This is a genomic window from Mycoplana ramosa, assembly GCF_041930185.1.
GTDB classification, from domain to species: domain Bacteria; phylum Pseudomonadota; class Alphaproteobacteria; order Rhizobiales; family Rhizobiaceae; genus Mycoplana; species Mycoplana ramosa.
Genome location: NZ_JBHEEW010000007.1, coordinates 100,980 through 119,893, shown reverse-complemented (window position 1 = coordinate 119,893; position 18,914 = coordinate 100,980). Strand labels below are relative to the sequence as shown.

Annotated in this window: 20 protein-coding genes and 1 tRNA gene; 13 read left to right on the top strand and 8 right to left on the bottom strand. The window is 63.9% G+C overall.

The window, feature by feature from the left end; all coding sequences use genetic code 11:
- The first annotated feature begins 88 nt into the window (after positions 1 to 88).
- From hisD to JNC62_RS10875, 12 genes are all read left to right on the top strand, one after another.
- Complete coding sequence (gene hisD, locus JNC62_RS10930; protein WP_374838650.1) at positions 89 to 1,387, top strand: histidinol dehydrogenase; 1,299 nt, start codon at positions 89 to 91, stop codon at positions 1,385 to 1,387.
- 17 nt (positions 1,388 to 1,404) lie between these two features.
- Entirely contained in the window at positions 1,405 to 1,872 is a 468-nt protein-coding gene (locus tag JNC62_RS10925; protein WP_374838649.1) for a UPF0262 family protein, read from the top strand.
- 4 nt (positions 1,873 to 1,876) lie between these two features.
- The gene (locus JNC62_RS10920; RefSeq protein ID WP_374838647.1) at positions 1,877 to 2,350 is read left to right on the top strand and encodes an arsenate-mycothiol transferase ArsC; all 474 of its coding nucleotides are present in this window, start codon (positions 1,877 to 1,879) and stop codon (positions 2,348 to 2,350) included.
- A gap of 139 nt (positions 2,351 to 2,489) precedes the next feature.
- Positions 2,490 to 2,708, top strand: coding sequence for a translation initiation factor IF-1 (infA, locus tag JNC62_RS10915; RefSeq protein WP_004435948.1), 219 nt, complete (start codon positions 2,490 to 2,492; stop codon positions 2,706 to 2,708).
- A 50-nt stretch (positions 2,709 to 2,758) separates the two neighbouring features.
- Complete coding sequence (locus tag JNC62_RS10910) at positions 2,759 to 3,379, top strand: Maf-like protein (protein ID WP_374838645.1); 621 nt, start codon at positions 2,759 to 2,761, stop codon at positions 3,377 to 3,379.
- Between the two features lie 4 nt (positions 3,380 to 3,383).
- Entirely contained in the window at positions 3,384 to 3,590 is a 207-nt protein-coding gene (gene yacG / locus JNC62_RS10905; RefSeq protein WP_374838644.1) for a DNA gyrase inhibitor YacG, read from the top strand.
- Between the two features lie 173 nt (positions 3,591 to 3,763).
- Positions 3,764 to 3,839: transfer RNA gene (locus JNC62_RS10900), tRNA-Phe, on the top strand.
- 52 nt (positions 3,840 to 3,891) lie between these two features.
- The gene (locus tag JNC62_RS10895) at positions 3,892 to 4,053 is read left to right on the top strand and encodes a hypothetical protein (protein ID WP_374838642.1); all 162 of its coding nucleotides are present in this window, start codon (positions 3,892 to 3,894) and stop codon (positions 4,051 to 4,053) included.
- 366 nt (positions 4,054 to 4,419) lie between these two features.
- Positions 4,420 to 5,505, top strand: a complete 1,086-nt coding sequence (gene cax, locus JNC62_RS10890; protein WP_374838641.1) for a calcium/proton exchanger — start codon at positions 4,420 to 4,422, stop codon at positions 5,503 to 5,505.
- 53 nt (positions 5,506 to 5,558) lie between these two features.
- Entirely contained in the window at positions 5,559 to 6,209 is a 651-nt protein-coding gene (locus tag JNC62_RS10885) for a VIT family protein (protein WP_374838639.1), read from the top strand.
- 54 nt (positions 6,210 to 6,263) lie between these two features.
- A complete protein-coding gene (locus JNC62_RS10880) occupies positions 6,264 to 6,416 on the top strand; it encodes a hypothetical protein (protein ID WP_374838638.1) in 153 nt (50 codons plus the stop codon).
- 164 nt (positions 6,417 to 6,580) lie between these two features.
- The gene (locus JNC62_RS10875; RefSeq protein ID WP_374838636.1) at positions 6,581 to 7,387 is read left to right on the top strand and encodes a nickel-binding protein; all 807 of its coding nucleotides are present in this window, start codon (positions 6,581 to 6,583) and stop codon (positions 7,385 to 7,387) included.
- Positions 7,388 to 7,469: 82 nt separating this feature from the next.
- Here the strand turns inward: JNC62_RS10875 and JNC62_RS10870 are convergent, their stop codons facing one another.
- The 6 genes from JNC62_RS10870 to JNC62_RS10845 form a co-directional block, all read right to left on the bottom strand.
- Positions 7,470 to 9,677 carry a hypothetical protein gene (locus JNC62_RS10870; protein WP_374838634.1) on the bottom strand — a complete coding sequence of 736 codons (2,208 nt, stop codon included), beginning with the start codon at positions 9,675 to 9,677 and terminating at the stop codon, positions 7,470 to 7,472.
- 457 nt (positions 9,678 to 10,134) lie between these two features.
- Positions 10,135 to 11,166: a DmpA family aminopeptidase gene (locus JNC62_RS10865; RefSeq protein ID WP_374838632.1), complete on the bottom strand. Its 1,032-nt coding sequence runs from the start codon at positions 11,164 to 11,166 to the stop codon at positions 10,135 to 10,137.
- 162 nt (positions 11,167 to 11,328) lie between these two features.
- On the bottom strand, positions 11,329 to 12,072 hold the full coding sequence (locus JNC62_RS10860) for an amino acid ABC transporter ATP-binding protein (RefSeq protein WP_374838630.1): 744 nt from the start codon (positions 12,070 to 12,072) through the stop codon (positions 11,329 to 11,331).
- Positions 12,073 to 12,083: 11 nt separating this feature from the next.
- A complete protein-coding gene (locus JNC62_RS10855) occupies positions 12,084 to 13,193 on the bottom strand; it encodes an amino acid ABC transporter permease (RefSeq protein ID WP_374838628.1) in 1,110 nt (369 codons plus the stop codon).
- 20 nt (positions 13,194 to 13,213) lie between these two features.
- Entirely contained in the window at positions 13,214 to 14,074 is an 861-nt protein-coding gene (locus tag JNC62_RS10850) for an ABC transporter substrate-binding protein (protein WP_374838626.1), read from the bottom strand.
- 42 nt (positions 14,075 to 14,116) lie between these two features.
- Entirely contained in the window at positions 14,117 to 14,980 is an 864-nt protein-coding gene (locus JNC62_RS10845) for a D-amino-acid transaminase (RefSeq protein ID WP_374838624.1), read from the bottom strand.
- Positions 14,981 to 15,150: 170 nt separating this feature from the next.
- Here JNC62_RS10845 and JNC62_RS10840 point away from each other — a divergent pair, with 170 nt between their 5' ends.
- A complete protein-coding gene (locus tag JNC62_RS10840; protein WP_374838622.1) occupies positions 15,151 to 16,047 on the top strand; it encodes a LysR family transcriptional regulator in 897 nt (298 codons plus the stop codon).
- Positions 16,048 to 16,112: 65 nt separating this feature from the next.
- On the opposite strand, the gene JNC62_RS10835 is transcribed toward JNC62_RS10840, so the two are convergent.
- Both JNC62_RS10835 and JNC62_RS10830 read right to left on the bottom strand, forming a co-directional pair.
- Positions 16,113 to 17,717, bottom strand: coding sequence for a 5-guanidino-2-oxopentanoate decarboxylase (locus tag JNC62_RS10835; RefSeq protein WP_374838620.1), 1,605 nt, complete (start codon positions 17,715 to 17,717; stop codon positions 16,113 to 16,115).
- On the bottom strand, positions 17,714 to 18,904 hold the full coding sequence (locus JNC62_RS10830) for a pyridoxal phosphate-dependent aminotransferase (protein ID WP_374838618.1): 1,191 nt from the start codon (positions 18,902 to 18,904) through the stop codon (positions 17,714 to 17,716). Before JNC62_RS10830 ends, JNC62_RS10835 begins: the two co-directional genes overlap by 4 nt.
- Positions 18,905 to 18,914 lie beyond the last annotated feature (10 nt).

Below are 18,914 nucleotides of genomic sequence, written 5' to 3'. Positions count from 1 at the left end.
AGTGTTGCTGACGACGATGCGCCCCGCCAGAGCCGCGGGGCAGGATCAAGGGGGGGCGGAAGCCCCGCAAAGACAGGGAAGTTTGAACGTGGCGATCAGGCTCAATTACGTTGACGGTGACTTTGAAGCGCGGTTTGCCGCCTTCCTGACCACCAAGCGGGAAGTTTCGGAAGACGTGAACGCCACCGTACGCGCCATCCTCGAAGATGTACGCGACAACGGGGACAAGGCGCTCGCGGCCTATTCGCTGCGCTTCGATGGCCTCGATTTCAACGCCACCTCCATGCGGGTCAGCGCGGACGAGATCGAACAGGCCTACCGCGAGACGCCGGCCGAACTGGTGGCGGCGTTGGAACTGGCGGCCGCCCGCATCGAGAAGCACCACGCCCGCCAGCTCCCGAAGGACGACATCTACGAAGACGAGATCGGCGTCGGCCTCGGCTCGCGCTGGACGGCGATCGATGCGGTGGGACTCTATGTTCCGGGCGGCACGGCGAGCTATCCGAGTTCGGTGCTGATGAACGCGGTTCCGGCCAAGGTCGCCGGCGTGCCGCGCATCGTCATGGTCGTGCCGGCGAAGGAGGGCGCGATCAATCCGGTGGTTCTGGCGGCCGCCCGCATTGCCGGCATCGACGAGATCTACCGCATCGGCGGGGCGCAGGCGGTGGCCGCGCTCGCCTACGGCACCGAAACGATCGCGCCGGTCGCCAAGATCACCGGGCCCGGCAACGCCTTTGTCGCCGCCGCCAAACGCCAGGTGTTCGGCACGGTCGGCATCGACATGATCGCCGGCCCCTCGGAGGTGCTGGTGATTGCCGATGGCGAGAACGATCCCGACTGGCTGGCCGCCGACCTTCTCGCCCAGGCCGAACACGATCGCGGCGCCCAGTCGATTCTGGTCACCGATAGCGCGGACCTCGCCGATGCGGTCGAGGCCGCGGTGGCGCGCCAGCTGAAAACGCTTCCGCGCGCCGAGACCGCCGAGGCGAGCTGGCACGACTTCGGCGCGATCATCCTTGTACCCGATCTGGAGAAGGCCATACCGCTGGCAAACCGGATCGCCGCCGAACATCTGGAGATCGCCACGGTGGACGCCGAGACCTTCGTGCCGAAAATCCGCAATGCGGGCGCAATCTTCGTCGGCCGCCACACGCCCGAAGTCATCGGCGACTATGTCGGCGGCTCGAATCATGTGTTGCCGACCGCGCGCTCGGCGCGCTTCTCCTCCGGTCTGACGGTGCTCGACTACATGAAGCGCACCTCGATCCTCCGGCTCGGCCCGGACCAGCTCCGCACGCTCGGCCCCGCCGCCATCACGCTGGCCGAGGCGGAAGGCTTGGGCGCGCATGCACGGTCCGTCGCCATCCGCCTCAATCCGGGAGGTTGACGCCGGGGATGACGAAAATGCCCGCATTCCGCCTGTGCGACGTGGTGCTGGACGAAACGATCGGCCGCGCCACACCGGATGTCGAGCATGAACGGGCGGTGGCGATCTTCGACCTTATCGAGGAGAATGTGTTCGAGCCCGTCGGCCACTCGGGCGGGCCGTACCGGCTGCAATTGTCGCTGATGGACTCGAAGCTTATCTTTGCCATCACCACCGAGGATGGCGGGCCGGTGGCGACACACATCCTCTCCCTCACCCCCTTCCGGCGGATCGTGAAGGACTACTTCCTGATCTGCGAGAGCTACTACCAGGCGATCCGATCGGCCACTCCGAGCCAGATCGAGGCGATCGACATGGGCCGTCGCGGTATCCACAACGACGGATCGCAAACGTTGATGGATCGCCTTGCCGGCAAGATCAAACTGGATTTCGACACGGCGCGGCGGCTGTTTACGCTCGTCTGCGTGCTCTATTGGCGCGGGTAGCGAGATGATCGGCGGCACAGGGCAGGGACAGGACGTGACGCGCAACCCCAGGTCGCTCCTTTTCATGTGCCGCATGAACGCGGTGCGCTCGCCAATGGCCGAGGCCATTGCCCGCAGCGTCCTGCCCTTGGGCACCTACGTGGCATCGGCCGGCATCCGGCCGGGCGAGCGCGATCCGTTCGTCGACGCCGTCCTAGACGAGATCGGGCTTTCGATCGAGCGCCACGCGCCCCGCTCGCTCGAAGAACTTGAGGACGACTATTTCGATCTGATCGTCACGCTTGCACCCGAAGCCCATCACGCCGCGCTGGAACTGACCCGATCCAACGCCGTCGAGGTGGTTTACTGGCCGACCCCCGATCCTACGGTGGTCACGGGAACGCGCGAGCAGATCCTGGCGGCCTATCGCGACGTGCGCAATCACCTCGCTTCGCTGATCGGACGTCATCTGGGCAACGGCATGGCCGCATCTTCCTAGGCAAAGACGAGTTGTAGCGCCCGCAATTGCAGAAAGCCGAATCATTGGTGTTCACAAAGGACCACCGATTGTGTAGTTTCCGGCAAAATTGCGAGGGGCAGCATCGTGCGGCCCATCAACGAAGGATCATCACCACAGTATGGCCAAAGAAGAAGTCCTAGAATTTCCGGGCGTCGTGACGGAACTGCTGCCGAACGCCACTTTCCGCGTCAAGCTCGAGAACGAGCATGAAATCATCGCGCACACGGCCGGCCGCATGCGCAAGAACCGCATCCGCGTGCTCGCCGGCGACAAGGTCCTGGTCGAAATGACCCCCTACGACCTCACCAAGGGCCGCATCACCTACCGTTTCAAGTAAGCACGGCTCCCGGCGCCACCGGCGTTGGCGTCAGGCTCCTTCGAGGTTTCATGGCATTCGACGACAAGCTCATCCTGGCATCCGGCTCACCGCGCCGCGTCGAGCTTCTGGCGCAGGTTGGCATCGAGCCCGACCGTCTGATGCCGATGGACCTCGACGAGACGCCGAAGAAATCGGAACATCCGCGCTCGCTGGCGCGGCGTCTGTGCGCCGAGAAGGCCGAAGCGGCACTGACCGCGATCAAGGGCGATCCGGGCGCGCTGGGCAGCTATATCCTGGCAGCCGATACCGTGGTGGCGGTTGGCCGGCGCATCCTGCCCAAGACCGAGATGGTCGACGAGGCGTCGAGCGCGCTGCATCTGCTCTCCGGCCGCAGCCACCGCGTCTTCACCGGAATTTGCCTGATCACGCCGGACAAAAAAATCCGCCAGCGCATCGTCGATACGAAAGTCCGCTTCAAGCGCCTGTCGGGGCTTGATATCGAAAACTATCTTGCCTCCGGCCAGTGGCGCGGCAAGGCGGGCGGATATGCCATTCAGGGGATCGCCGGCAGCTTCGTCGTCAAGCTGGTGGGGTCCTATACCAACGTCGTCGGCCTGCCGCTGCAAGAGACGCTGTCGCTCCTTTCGGGCGAGGGCTACGACATCCACAGGCGCTGGGTCGAGGCCTGAGAGTATGCCGGCGAAAGAGGAAAAGCCGACCGCCAAGGTCGCGCCATTGCGCAAGAGCCACCCCTGCCCCGAATGCGGCCGGGCCTCGGCGCGGGAACACTATCCCTTCTGCTCGGATCGGTGCCGCAGCATCGACCTGAACCGCTGGCTGTCGGGTTCCTATGCCATTCCCGCCAGCGAAGACGAGAGAAGGCCTGACGAAGAGGCGTAAGGGCTGGACATCGTGGCGGAAAATTCAATTGTTTCCGCAGCTTGCCATCGCTCGTTTTTTCCAGCGAAAATCGGACAGGGGGGCTGGACACCGTCGAGCAAGATGCTATAACCCCGCTCGCTTCCGGGGCGAAACCAACCGCCCCACGGCTTCCGATGGAAGCCAACAAGGATGCCCGGATAGCTCAGTTGGTAGAGCAGCGGATTGAAAATCCGCGTGTCGGTGGTTCAAATCCGCCTCCGGGCACCATTCCAATCTTCATCTTTAGGCGCCCGTAGCGTTTGCCGCTGGTCCGCAGCGCTTGACCCGAGTGCGCGGGCAGAGCCTGGGCAAACGTATCGATGCAAGCAGCCTTACGGCAATCGCCAGCGTCGGCGACGACATCGCGCCCCAGACCGCACCCGGCAAGGTCTTCACGATCGGCTTCATCTTTGCGGGGATCTGGTTTTTCGTGCGGCGGTGACAGCCCTCGCGCAGGCGACGATCCGCACCAGACCGCCGGACGAAGATTTGACCCGCCGGCCGGCGGTGAACTTGAGCCAGATCAAGGTGCGACCGCTGTCGCGTGATACGATTATCGACAACTGCGGGCCTTCCGGACGTCGCGCGAAACTTCGAGGAGATCGTCTCTTGGAGTTTCACGGCCTCGAGCGCTTCAGAATAGACGTCTAAAGCGCATCGCAATCGTTCGGCTTCGCGTCCCGCGCTTTAAGCCCTTGTATTATCGCATGTCGTTTTCGCAAAACCGCTGCACACTTTTGCGCGACATGCTTTGGTCGTCCGGTTCGGGGGTCTTTGCGCCCCGGGAGCCAAGCGGGGTAGCGTGCAAATGGATCGTGCCCTGACCGAGATGCGAACGTCCCCGCTGCTCTGGCTGCTGGTGTTCGTTCCCGTCGCCCTTGCGGGCGAACGCCTCTGGCCCGAACGCCATACGCTGCTGTTCCTGCTCTCGGTCCTGGCCATCGTTCCTCTTGCGGCGCTGCTGAGCCGGGCGACCGAGTCGGTGGCGGAGCGGACCGGCGATGCCGTCGGCGGCCTGCTGAACGCCACGCTCGGCAACCTCACGGAACTCGTCATCGCGCTGACGGCGCTTCAGGCCGGCCAATACCTGCTGGTGAAGGCCTCGATCGCCGGCGCTGTCGTCACCAACACCCTTTTCATGCTCGGCGCGGCCTTCCTGATCGGTGGGCTGAAGCACCACGAGCAGGAGTTCAACCGGATAACCGCACGCGTCCAGTCCGGCCTGCTGTTCCTAGCGACCATGGCTCTGCTCGTGCCCTCATTCGTCGCCCAGGTGGACGGACGCCAAGCCGTCACCCAGCCCCTCAGCCTCGGGCTCTCGGTCCTGCTGATCCTCGCCTACGGGCTCTCGCTGCTTTTCTCCCTGAGGACCCACAAGGAGGCCTTTGCGAGCGCCGGCCATGGCAAGGCGGAAGAGGAGCCGTGGCCGATCAGGTTCGCCCTGGTCACCCTGGCGCTGGTGACGGTGCTGATCGCGCTGGTCAGCGAGGTTTTCGTGTCCTCGGTGCAGATCGCCGCCGAGACCCTGGGAATGTCGCCCGCCTTCGTCGGCTTCGTCGTCGTCGCGATCGTCGGCGCCGCCGCCGAGATGACGACGGCCTTCTCGGCCGCCGCCAAGGACCGCCTCGACCTGAGCGTCGGCATCGCGCTCGGCAGCGCCGCGCAGATCGCGCTCTTCGTGGCGCCGGTCCTTGTGCTCGTGAGCTACGTCATCGGGCCGCAGCCGATGAGCCTGCAGTTCTGGCCGGGCGCGATCGTGATGATGCTGATCGCGACCATGGCGGCGGCGCTGATGACGAACGGCGGCCGCTCCGCCTGGTTCGTCGGCGTGATGATCCTGATGGTCTATGCGATTTTCGCGTTGACCCTGTTCCTGCTGCCGCCCGCGCCATGACCATGAAGCACGATCCTCCTCCGGCGACTGTGACACGGGGCGAGGCCGCCACGATGCGCGCCGCCACATCCCGCCGCGTGCTCGACCCGGTGGCGCGGGCAAGCGAGGTTCTGTTCGGCCTGATCATGGTCCTGACCTTTACGTTGTCCCTCGCCACAGCCGGGGCCGGCCGGGCGGACGTGCCGGCCGTTCTGCTCGGGGCGCTGGGCTGCAACCTCGCCTGGGCCATCATCGATGCCGTGATGTACCTGATGGGCGTGCATGGGGAACGCCGGCTGGCGATCTCCGCGATCGAGGCGATCCGCGGCGCCGAAAGCCCGGCGGCCGGCCGCACGATCGTCGCGGAGAACCTCCCACCCGCCGTCCTGCCGGCGCTGACAGCATCCGACCTGGATCGCATCCGGCTGCATCTCGCCGGTCTCCCGCCCGAAACCCTCGAAACCGGTTTCAAAGGAGAGGATTATCTGGCGGCCCTCGGCGTCTTCCTGCTCGTCTTTCTGTGCCTGTTCCCGGTCGCCGCCCCCCTCCTCCTCTTTGCCGACCTGCCGATTGCTCTCAGGCTCTCGAACATCGTCGCCGTCGCCATGCTGTTCCTGACCGGTTTCGCCTTTGGCCGCCAGGTGGGGCACCCCTGGCGCGCCGGCTTCCTGATGGTGGCGATCGGGGTGGCGCTCGTCGCCGTTGCGATGGCCCTGGGCGGATAGGCCGCTCCGCCCTCCGCCCGGCCGCGGCCTGGCGCAACCCGTTTTGACGGCAGCATGGGGGCACTTGCAGGATTCGGCGGCATGCTGGCGGCAGCGCTGGTCGGCATCTTCCTGATTCCGCTGCTCGATGTGATCTTCCAGTGGCTCCGTGAAAGGCTGAAGGGTATCAAACGAAGGCCGAAACCTCAGGTGACGAAGCAGAGCTAGCGCTGAAGGCGGCCAGCTTGGGCAGACGACGAGCAGGAAAACCGCCGCCGTTCCGCGGCGGACAATCGTTCGCAACGGCCCTCACTCCGCGAAAGGACGATGGACGATCGGCGACGCCTGCTCTAGACTTCCATCCCCCCGATGGTCTTGGCAGGAGCTAGCGAATGCCAATCTTCATAGACCGGCACATGCTTCCGGGTGTGTCCGCGGCGGACGTGGCCCAGGCTCACCTCAAGGATCTGAGCATACAGGACCAGTATGGCGTCAAGTTCCTCACCTACTGGTTCGACCACCGCAACGGGAACACGTTCTGCCTGATTGACGCTCCTGATGCCGAAACCGCTCAGTGCGTCCATCGCGAGGCTCACGGCTTTGTCGCCGCTGAGGTTCTGGAGGTACCGCTGTCGGCCGTCGAGGCGTTTCTCGGACGCATAGAGGATCTGACGCCGTCAAACGCCACTGAAAATGATTCCGGGCATCGCGCCATTCTCTTCACCGACATCGTCGGATCGACGGAAATGACATCGCGTCTGGGTGATCGGACGGCGACGGAACTTGTCCGAGCGCACGACTCCCTTGTGCGCCGCTGCCTCAGCCGGGTGAATGGCCGGGAAATCAAGCATACCGGCGACGGTATCATGGCCGCCTTCTCCTCGATCGTCTCGGCCGTCGACTGTTCCATGGACATCCAGCGCGAGTTCCGACGCTTCAATGCCAGCAGTTCCGAACCGGTTCATGTCAGGATCGGCATCGATTGCGGCGAGCCGGTCGAAGACAGCAACGATCTTTTTGGTGCCACAGTCCAGTTGGCCGCAAGGCTGTGCGCCGCGGCGAGCGGCGATCAGATCCTGGTTTCAGAGAATATCTACAGGGAGTATGGCGCGGCCGACATCTTTGTGCGCGCCAGTCATCGCCAGTTGAAGGGTTTTGCGCGCCCCGTTCTTGTGTATCAGTGCGAGTGGATGAACTGATACGGCCCTTCCCCTATGGACAAGATCGTATGGGCAAGATCGGCGCCCGCTGTTCCGGAACAGCGGGCGAGTTCGACAGGCGTCAGCTTGCACCGCCGCCGCCATAGGTTGCCGTACAGTCGCCGGCATGGGCCGGGAAGGTGGCGACCGGCAGCCCCTTGATCTCCTGAACCCGGAAGGCGATCGACTGGCCATTGCAGCGGACGCCAAGCAATTGCCCCGCCGTCGCGCGCAGGGGCAGGTGCACGAAGGCGTCCTCGGCCCCTTTTGCCAGACGTTGACTGAAGCGCAGCACGCCATCCTGCCAGTCGAGGTCGGCGAAACGCGACCGGTTGCGACCATCGACCCAGACCAGCAATTGCTCCGCTGAAATCAACGGCACATTATGCCGTCTGGCCTCGTCGACCAGTATATCGGCGTAATCGTCGGAAAAGTCGTAGTGGGTGACAAAGGCGCCGAAGAACTGATCGGCTCCGGTTGCCCGGTCAAGCATGGTCCTGACGCCGAACACATGGGGAACCTGGTCTTCATTTACCAGTTGGGTGGCCGCCTGATAGATGTCGAGAACGGTTCCGTCCTCCGTCACGAACGGCATTGGCAAGGCTGACCCGGTCATGAACCCGGGGCGTCCGTCGAGCCATGCGGGCGGCCAGTTGTAATAGTTCATGTCGAAGCGGATTCCGGCTTCGACCTCCACCTCGGCCGACTCCGTCCAGCCGTTCCAGACGATGCAGTGAAAGCGCTGGACTTGCTGCCGTCCGAGGAAAGGGTACCTGGCCCTGAATTCACTCATCTGTCGGCGGAGCAGTCCTTCAAGCGCCTTGGTTTCGAGGTTTTTACATCTGGTATCCACATGCACCCCGAATTCGAAGCCCTGATCGTGATAGGCCTTGACGAGCGCAGGCGCGATCTCGGTCCTCGGCGTCAACAGTGCCGTCGCACGCAAGCACGCCCAGCGCTTCAGGCTGCAGTTCGGGGGGCTCAGTTCGACAAGTTTTGCAAAAAGGGTCGCCGTGGCATTGCGGGTCGCGTGATCGTCGCCAACCATGACGATTGCAGCGCGGCGGTCTCCGGGCAGATACCAGAAGCGGGGAAGCGGCATCGCCGTCGCCGAAAGGGTGATGTTGGCGAACAATCGCTGATGCTCATCCGCCTGCGGCACGCCGATGAGCTCCCGATCGAGATGATCGGGGTAGAACAGGTCATTCGGACGGCGCGGCGCCTGGCCGTCCCTGTCCTGGCCCGCCCAGTCGGGATTTCCCTGGCGGGTATAGGCAATCGAACGGGCGAGGTCATATGCGAACGCCGTTAGGGTGCCCTGGCCCACATGCAGCATGGCGATGGCCGGCGCCAGAAGCGGCGAAGCAGCCCCCTCGGAAAGGGCGGCAACGGTGAGCGGTGCTTGCTCCGATACACCGCCGCCGCCAACCGGTCTTGCCTCACAAGCCGTCCGCGGTCGCAACCGGTCAATCTCGCCGTGGATCTGTAACGGGTGGCTCGCGAATGCCTTGACTGCCTCGACCCCCGGGGTTGCCCGCAGGTAGGCCTGATGAAGCGATGTCCCGTCTTTTTCGAGGCACATCAGGGCAAGCAGGTCATTGTCCGGCCGCATCATGACCAGGCTGCCCCCTGCCCGCACCCATTCGACCAGTGACGGAACCTGCGCCGACGGGAGAGAGGAACTGGCCAAAACGACCGTCGAATAACGCTTGAGCATTTCGGCATCGAAACGGTCCAGCGCTACCGAATCAAAGAGGTTGAGCCCCTCAGCCTTCAGAATCTCCTCATAGTAGGCGGCGTAGGTGTTGTCCGTTCCAACGACGATCAGGCCGGCTGCACCGTCCTGATGGATTCCCGCTGCAACGGCGCGCGTTGTAAACGAGGTGCAACTGGCGCTCGGCAACCAGTCCTCGATCATCTGGCGGAAGACGGACCTCTTGGTCGCACGCGACAGGCAGAGTGTGTATTCGGCGGCCCCTTCCAGAGGCGACATAGGCTTGACCGTGACCAGTTTCCGGGTCTTGTCGATGTCAATCGACAGCGGCAAATCTTCTCCGCCCCTCTTGCGCAACGACGCGCCAATATCCTCGCCCGTCGTGAAGTCGGCAAACCGTACCCTCAACGCCTGCGCCGAGTGTACATCGATGGTCCTGTCAATCGGCAGAACGAAGACGAGTTCGGACGAGGAGCGCGCCGCGATCAGGAAGACAAGCCCGACGGCACACGCTGCACAGATGAGGAACGCACCCACGTCGAGGCCGCTCACACCAGACCTCGCGTTCTTGGGCATCGCGCCGACGCTCCTTCCGTGTTTGCCGTCAATCTTTGGGCAGATGGCCCAGAAGATTGGCGTTCGGAATCACGCTGAAGTTTCCATCTGATCGTGCCGTGGACGCCAAAGCGACCGGCCACGCGTCCCGTGTTGGGCAAGTCCATGAGCGCAGCGCCTTAGCGCTCCGCCACGCGCGCAGAATGTAATTGAAGGGTACCGGCAAAGCGCAGGTTTTCAACGCATCGACGGTTGCTTGCGGCAACACCTCTGACGAATCACGCGAGTAAAGTCATGCATGCGACCTATCCAGGCACATCGGCATCGGCCGGACGCCGACCAGCTTCATCATTTTGGATGATGCCGGGAACAAATGGCGCCTTTCAACCGTCATTTTAACGGTGCTTGTCACTGCACCTGCTCGGATTGGAGACCGAGCAAAATTCCGGCGGGTTCGCCCGCCGGCTTTTTTTGACAATCAGCCCTGCTGGCGCAGCCAGTCCGCCAACGATGCCCGCTTGGTCCCGCCCCTCCCGCGAAAGGCTTCGGCGGCACACAGCGAGTTCAGGATGGCCTCCTGCGTCGCCTCGGTGGCGGCGCGGAAGAGCATGTCGATCCGATCCTCGTTCAGCGCGGTCATCGGGAAAAAGTCCTTGGAGTCGTCGTGGTCAATGGTCACCCCGGTCGTGAAACCGATGGCGATGTCACCGCTGCCGTGGCCCCAGAAGGCGCCAAGCCTGGCGATGCCGGCGCCACACCGGCGCGTCACGCGCTTCAACTGCCGGTGCTCCATCGGCACGTCGGTGGCAAGCACGACCATGATCGAGCCCTTCTCGGCCTCATTCCTGGCGCGCGGATCGGGACGGCGGCCGTCCGGCAGCACGAGGTCGCCGACACGGCCGAAATTCGAAAGCACGAGCACACCGAGGTGAAAGTCCTGGCCGTCGAGGGCAAGCCGGCGCGAGGACGTGCCGATGCCGCCCTTGAAGCCGAAGCAGGTCATGCCCGTGCCCGCGCCGACATTGCCTTCCGCAACATCCCCCTCATGCGCATCCGCGAGTGCGAGACGAACATGCTCCTCGGTCACGGCCAGCGCCTGGATGTCGTTCAGGGGCCCGTCATTGCATTCGCCGACCACCGCGTTGACAGTCGAGGTGGTGCGGCCGATATCCGGGTTGGCGGCGATCGCCTCGCGCACCAGCGCCGTGACGCAGGTACCGACCGAGAGCGTGTTGGTCAGCAGGATCGGCGTCTCGATCGTACCGATTTCGTCAAGTTGGACCAGGCCCGCGGACTTGCCGAAGCCATTGACCACCTCGCTGGCCGCCAGCACCTTCTTGCGGAACAGATTGCCACCATGCGGCAGGATCGCCGTCACGCCGGTGTTGACGTCGCCGTCACGGATCGTGTGGTGGCCGACGCGAACCCCCGGCACGTCGGTAATGGCGTTCATCTCGCCGGTCGGCAAGATCCCGCAGACGATTCCGAAATTGCGTGCTGCCATCGACATGGCATCTCCCTTCTGCTCTCCAGTATGGCGCTGGCGCCGGCTCACGGATCGCGTGAAGCGACCGCTGTGCCCGCCGGCCATCGTCAACAGGCCCCCGGATCAGGAAGACCCAGAGGCCAGAGGAACCTTATCGGCCCGGCCGGTCGGTCGCCGCGCAACGGATCAAAGCCGGCCCGCTTCGATGATCCGCTTCAGGAAAGCCTGCGTGCGTTCGCCTTGCGGCTTGCCGAAGATCTGCGATGGCGGCCCTTCCTCGTAGACGACGCCGCCCTGCAGGAAGCAGACCTTGTCGGCCACCTCGCGGGCAAAGCCCATCTCGTGGGTGGCGAGCACCATCGTCATGCCTTTCTTGGCGAGATCGCGCACGATGTCCAGCACCTCGGAAACGAGTTCCGGATCGAGCGCCGAGGTAATCTCGTCGAGCAGGAGCAAGGTCGGGTCCATCATCAACGCGCGGACGATCGCCACGCGCTGCTGCTGGCCGCCGGACAGGCGATCCGGGTATTCGTCCGCCTTGTGATCGAGGCCGATGCGGGCAAGCAGCCCCTTCCCTTTCTCCACCGCCTCCTTCCTGCCCATGCCTAGCACCTTCAGCGGTGCCAAGGTGACATTTTCCATCACCGTCATGTGCGGGAAAAGGTTGTAGCCCTGGAAGACTATTCCGATCTCGCGCCGGAGCATGTCGAGGTCGACGCCCGGGCCGGTGACCCGGTCGCCGTGCAGGCGGATCTCCCCTTCCTGGATCGTTTCCAGGCGGTTGATGCAGCGAAGCAGCGTGGACTTGCCGCACCCGGACGGGCCGATCAGGCAGACGACCTGATGCTCCTCGATGTCCAGCGAGATGCCGGCCAGGACCTCGACCGGTCCGTAGCGCTTGAATGCCTTGTCGATTTCGACGAGTGCCATGTCTGATTTCCTCACATGCCCGAGCGCATCTTGCGGCGGTCGCGTTCGATCAGCTTGTCGACGAAGCGGGCCTGCGGAATGGTGATGACGATGAAGATGATCGCCACCGTGGTGACGGCGGAGAGGTTGAAGTAGTTGCTGGCGATGATCTTCGACTGGTTGAAGGCATCGATCGTGCCGATGATGGCGACAAGCGCGGTGTCCTTCTGCAGGCTGATGCAGTTGTTCATCAGCGGCGGAACGATGCCGCGCACTGCCTGCGGAACGACGACATAGCGCATCGTCCTGAAATAGGAGAGGCCGAGGGAGCGGGCGGCGGCGATCTGGCTCGGATGGATGCTTTCGATGCCGGCGCGATAGACCTCGGACGTATAGGCGCCGTAGGTCAGCGTCAGCGCGATGATCGCATAGGCGTTCGACGAGAGGTCCTTCAGGATCGGCAGCCCCGTCAACGGCAGGCCGAAACCGATCAGATAGATGGTGATGATCGCCGGCAGGCCACGGAACAGGTCGCCGTAGATGATGGCAATGGTGCGGATCGGCTTGCCAGCCTCGCCCGGCAGGGTGCGGGCGATCGCCACGACCAATGCCCAGACCAGGATCAGGATGCAGGAAACCACGAAGATGAAGACGTTGGTGCCGAAGGCCTTCAGCACGGCGCCAGCGGATTTCGCGATCAGACCGACGTCGAAGAAGGTTCGGCTCACCGCCGCGTCGTTGACGACGAGAAACCCGGCGAGCGCGCAGATGATCAACAGCGCGGCCGAATAGGCGAGCGCCTTCCACGCGGTGTCGGACGCCTTCGCGCCGAGTTCGCGGCCGCGATAGATGTCGGCGGAGCCGGCAGCCTGCCGCGACAAGAATACGGCCCGCAACGCCACCCCGGCCACAACGACAGGCAGGACGACCGCAAGGATCGAGACCAGGTTGACTGGCATTGCAGTCCAGCCCTGGATCAGGACGTAGTCACGGATCGAATAGACCGTGTAGACGACGGCCAGAAGCGTGACGATCGAGCAGATCAGCACCACGAGGGAGCGTCTGCCGTGGGTTTTCACCTGGTTGCGAGCGCGCCAGTTGCTGGCGCGCTCTCCCCCGGCTTCGACAGCCGATATGGTCATGGGGTCTCTCTATTTTCGATTCAATGCTTCCAGGCCGGGATATCGTCCGGCGACACGCCGCCGAAGGATTCCAACAGGTAAGCCTTCTCCAACTGCTTCAACGTGCCGTCGGCCTTCAGCTCTTCCATCACCTTGTCGATGATCGGATTGTTGGGCGAGCCCTTCTGGTAGATGCCGGCCGTCTGGCCGCCGGTGGAGTACTTGCCGAGCGTGACGAGCTTGCCGTTCGAATTGGCAACCTGCCCGAGGACGATGCCGAGGTCGGTCATGACCGCGTCGACCTTGCCTGCAGCGGCTGCGGTGAACATCGAGCCGGTGTCGTCGAACACGTCGACCTTCTCGACCTTCAGCGTTTCCTGCAGGAACGGGATCATCGTCGTGCCGGCCTGGGTGCCCATGTGGCTGGTCTTGATGGTTTCCTCGTTCAGCGTCGAGCCGGCCTTGGCGGCGATTCCGTAGTCGGAGGTTGCGTAAGGCACGGAGAAGTCCACGACCTTCTTGCGTGGCTCGGTGACCGAGATCAGCGCCAGCGCGATGTCGAAGTCCTTGTTCTGGCCGGCAACGATCGAATCAAACGAGGCGTTGACCAGCTTGACCTTGTCGAGGCCGAGGCGGTGGGCGATGTTGACAGCCATGCAGAACTCGAAGCCGTCCTTGATCGTCTCAGGCGTGTCGCCGTTGAACTGGCCGACGGCCGGCAGGTTGATGATGACGGTGAACTGGCCCGGAACCGCCGGGGTAATCGAGGCGGTGCCCTTCTGGCCGGTCAGCGGGCAATCGCCGTAGCCCTCCGCAGCCATTGCCGTGCCGGCGGAAAGCGCCAGCGAGGCGGCGAGCAGCGCGCCGGTCGCGACGCGTTTGGTGATCTTGGAGATGGTCATGGTTCCCTTCCTTTATGGTCGTTCGCTTGAGAGGATTGGCGTCTATAGGAGCGGCTCGGAGTTCTTCAGGGCGAGCTCGAGATAGACGGCCTGCAAGCGGCGCGTGATCGGACCGGGCTTGCCGTCCGCGATCGTGCGATCCGCTAATCTTATGACCGGGGTCACAAGGCTGGATGCGCTGGTGAGGAAGGCTTCCTTGGCCTGATAGGCCTCCTCGACCGTGAACCGGCGTTCCTCCATCGAAACGCCCAGCTCTTCCGCAATTTTCATGATGGCCTGCCGCGTGCAGCCTGGCAGGACGGCATGGGAGTTCGGGCGGACGATGATCTTGCCGTCTGCGGTGACGATGTAAGCCGTCGAGGACGCCCCTTCGGTGACGAAGCCGTCCTCCACCAACCAGGCCTCGTGGAAGCCCCTGCCCTTCGCCCGCTTCTTCGCCAGCACCTGCGCGAGCAGCATCACCGTCTTGATGTCCCGACGTGCCCAGCGCTGATCTTCCATCAGATCCACTGCAACGCCATCCTGCACCGATGCGGCAGCCCGCAGGTTCTTCGCCTGGGTGAAGGCAACGAAAGTCGGCTGCATGCCCTCGGCGAAGCCAAAGTCGCGGTCGGCCGCGCCACGCGTCACCTGCAGATAGACGACGCCTTCGCGCAGATCGTTGCGGCGGATCAGTTCCGCCTGGACCTTGATGATCTCGGCGACCGGAAGCGGCATCGGAATCATGATTTCCCCGAGCGACCGCTCCAGGCGGGCAAGGTGCAGGTCGTTGTCGACGAGCCGGCCGTCGATCACGGCGCTTACCTCGTAAATGCCGTCGGCAAAGAGAAAACCGCGATCGAATATCGAAATCTGTGCAGCGTGTTCGGGCAGGTACTGCCCGTTCACGTAAACGGTCCTGGTCAAGGCGAAAACCTCGGTAAATTGAGATGAAAAGCTCCCGGACCGAACGCTATGGAAAAGGCCTTTGCCTGGCCAATGCTTTGTTTTTCAAGATTTATGCATTTTCTGCATAGGATGGCTTCCGGCTCTTTGATAGGTAAGACACATCCGCACGAAGGAGAGAACGTCGCCCCATGGAATTGAAATGGCTTGAGGATTTCACGACTCTCGCACAGACACTCAGCTTTTCGCGAGCCGCGGAAGAGCGCAACGTCACGCAGTCAGCGTTCAGCCGGCGGATAAAACAGCTTGAGGTCTGGCTCGGGGTGACGCTCGTCAGCCGCGCGACCTTTCCTGCCGAGCTGACCCGCGAAGGAAGGACGTTCCTGCCGGTCGCACAGGAAACGATCCGGAATTTCTACGCCACCCGCGACGCACTGCGCCCGCACAAGAACGACCAGACGCTCACCTTTTCGGCGCTCCACACGCTGACGGTGACGTTCTTCCCGGAGTGGCTCAACTCCGTGGCCAAGAGGCTGAGCGGCATTCGCTCCCGCCTCAGCCCCGACAAGGGCGGGATCGAGGACAATATCGGCACGCTGGTGGATGGAGAGGCGGATTTCCTCCTGACCTATGCCCACCCCGCCGTGCCGTTTCTGCTGGACTCAAAGCTTTTCCCCTACTGCGTGCTTGGGACGGAGCGGGTCATTCCAGTCTGCCGCGCTGACGCCGGCGTTCAGACACTTGACGCGGCAATCGAAAGCGGAGAACCCGTTCCCTACCTGAGCTATGGCGACTTCTCCTTCTTCGGCGTCGCATTGTCGAAGCATTTTGCGGCACGGCCGACCTTCACGCGACGGATCGTGCACGAGAACACGATCTCGATCGGCCTGAAGACGATGGCGCTGGCCGGCTGGGGGCTTGCCTGGCTGCCGGAAAGCCTCATCCGCCAGGAACTGGCGGAAGGAAGCCTGATACGGGCGAGCGATGATCCCGCCTGGGACCTGGAAGCGCAGATCCGCATCTACCGCCACGCCGCGACGGGCCGGCCGATCGTGGAAGCCTTCTGGCAGGCGATCCGCTCCGGATAGCGGCCGGGAGTTCCAGCGGGCGAAGGCGAGCGGCAACTCGCGCCGCCGCTCGTCTCGCCGTGAATTCAGGCGGTCGCGCCTTTGGTTCGTGTCTGGTGGATCTCGATCAGGCTCGGGCCGTTTCGCCCGGCCGCCGCCTGCAAGGCAGGACCGAATTCCGCCACGTCCGAGAGCCGGACGGCAGGAACCCCGTAGGCCTTCGCGATATCGAGGAAGTCGGGCGCCGAGGGCTTCACGCCTTCCGGCTCGATCCCGTTCTCGACCATGTAATTCTCGATTTCCTGGTAGCCGTCATTGTTCCAGACGAGGAAGATGACCTTTGCGCCGGCATCCGCCGCCGAGCCGATTTCAGCCAGCGAGAACTGGAAGCCACCATCACCGGTGAGGCAAACGACCGGACGGTCGGGAGCGCCGATCGCGGCCCCGACCGCTGCCGGCGCGCCGTAGCCGAGCGCGCCGTAGCCGGTGGCGGCGTTGAACCAGCTCTTTGGTCGTGAGACGTCAAGATAGAGGTTGCCGGCATAAACGGCCTGGGTGGAATCGCCAACGACGATCGCATCCGGCAGCGCCTTGTAGATCATGCCGATCACGCCGATCTCCGTCTGGATCTTCGGCGAAAGCTCGCCCCAGGCGGCCTCGCGCGTTGTGCGTGCCCGCTGCGCGCCCTCGGCGTTATGCGCCGACAGCAAGGGCAGGATGCCGTCAATCGCCGATTGCACCGTCGACAGCACCGGCAGGTCGGCCCGGGGCTCCCGTGCCAGCTGCTGGGCGTCGATGTCGACCCGCACAAACTTCTTCAGCACCGGGAAGGCGTCGTCGGCATACATATCGTAGTCCGTCTGCCCCATCTCCGTGCCGAAGCCAATGACGAGGTCGGCCTCGGCGATCAGTGCGCGGGGGCCCTTCAGACTCGGACTTGCCGGCACCCGCAGCGGGTGGCCGGACAGCATGCCGCGGGCATTCGTCGTCAGCACCACCGGAGCGTCCAGTCTTTCGGCCAGCGCCGTCACCGCCCTGTCCGCCGAGGCAGCACCGCCGCCGCACATCAGCACGATGCGTTTTGCCTGGTTGCAAAGCCCGGCCAGCTCCGTCAGCGTCGTGGAATCCGGGCTGGGGCGTGCCGCCCGGGTCGCCTTTGCCACAAACTCGCCGGCCGGAAGCGGCATGACATCCGTCGGGATCTCGATGTGGACCGGACCCGGTCGCGCGGAGGCCATGACCGAGAAGGCCTGCGCGATCACCGAGGGCAGGTCGGCGGGATCGACCAGCGTGTGCGAATAAAGCGCAAAGCTCTTCATCATTGCTGCCTGGTCCGGCAGCTCGTGCAGCAGACCGCGGCCGTGGCCGAGCGAGTTGCGCCGGTTGACACCCGAAATCACCAGCATCGGCACCGAATCCTGGCGGGCCTGCGCCATGGCCGTGATGGTGTTGGTCAGGCCCGGGCCGGTGATGACGAGGGCCACGCCGGGTTTCCCCGTTACGCGGGCGTAGCCGTCGGCCATGAAGCCTGCGCCCTGCTCATGGCGCGGCGTGATATGCCGGATCCTGGAGGTGGCAAGCCCCCGGTAAAGTTCGACCGTGTGGACGCCCGGGATACCGAAGACCACCTCGACGCCATTCGCCTCGAGGAGATCGACCATCGCCTCGCCGACTGTTTTTGGTCTCGTCATGCCCGTTTTTCCTTCCTGCAATTCGAACGCGTCGCCAGGGCGGAAATTCGCCGGCTGGCCTCTTCAATCTGGTCTTCCGGCACCGTCAGGCTGATGCGGATGAAGTCGGCGGCCCTGTCTCCGAAAGAGGCTCCGGGCATGACGGCGACCTGCTCCTCGTCGAGCAGGGCCCATGCGAACTCCTCTCCGCTCATGCCGGTGCCCGAGACGTCGACAACGATGAACATGCCGGCCTCCGGCATCAGCGGGACCAGCCCCGGCGCCTTGGACAGAACCGTCACGATCCGCTCGGCGCGGCTCTCGTAGGATGTCCGCATCCGGGCCGAGGTATCGATAGGATTGTCCAGTGCAAAGGCCGTCATGTCGGCAATGAAGGGCTGCGCACCGAAGAGCATCGTCTCGGAAACCGAGAGCAGCCGGCTCGTGAATTCCTCCGGTCCGATCGCCCAACCGCTTCGGAACCCGGGAGCGGCATGCGACTTCGAGATCGACGAGCAGACGATCGTGCGTTCGGCCAGGCCGGGATCATCGAAGGGGGAAGCGAAGCTGCCGGAGAAGACCAGTTCCTCATAGACCTCGTCGCAAACGATCCAGAGATCGTGCTTGCGGCAGACTTCGCCGATCGCCGCGATCTCGGCAGCGGTCAGCACCGCGCCGGTCGGATTGTGCGGCGTGTTGAGCAGCAGCACGCGGCATTCAGGCGTGATCGCCCGCTCCAGGTCCTCCGCCTGCATGTGAAAGCCCTTGTCCGGGCGCAGCGGCACCGTCACCTGATCGGCCCCGGTGGCGCGAATGACGCCTTCGTAGGTTGCATAAAGCGGGTCTCCCACCAGAACGGCATTGCCCTTTTCGACAAGCCCGAGCATGACGGCGAAGAGGGCCGTCTGCGTGCCGGGAAAGCAGAGCACGTTGGCGCTGGTCACATCGGCGCGGCGCTTTTTGTACTTGCGAACCAGCGCTTCAACCACGGACGGCTCGCCGCGGCCGTTGGAATAGCGGTAGCGACCGGCATGCATTGCCCGCGTTGCTTCGGCAATGAGGCTCTCATGCGGGGGCATATCGGGTTCGCCGATCGTCAGTTCGATGATCGGCTCGCCCTTGCTTTTGCGACAGCGCGCTTCCGCGTGTACCGCCCACTTCTCCGAGCCCAGGCTCGCCAGCCGATCCGTGATGGATGCATAGCGCATCGTCGTCCTC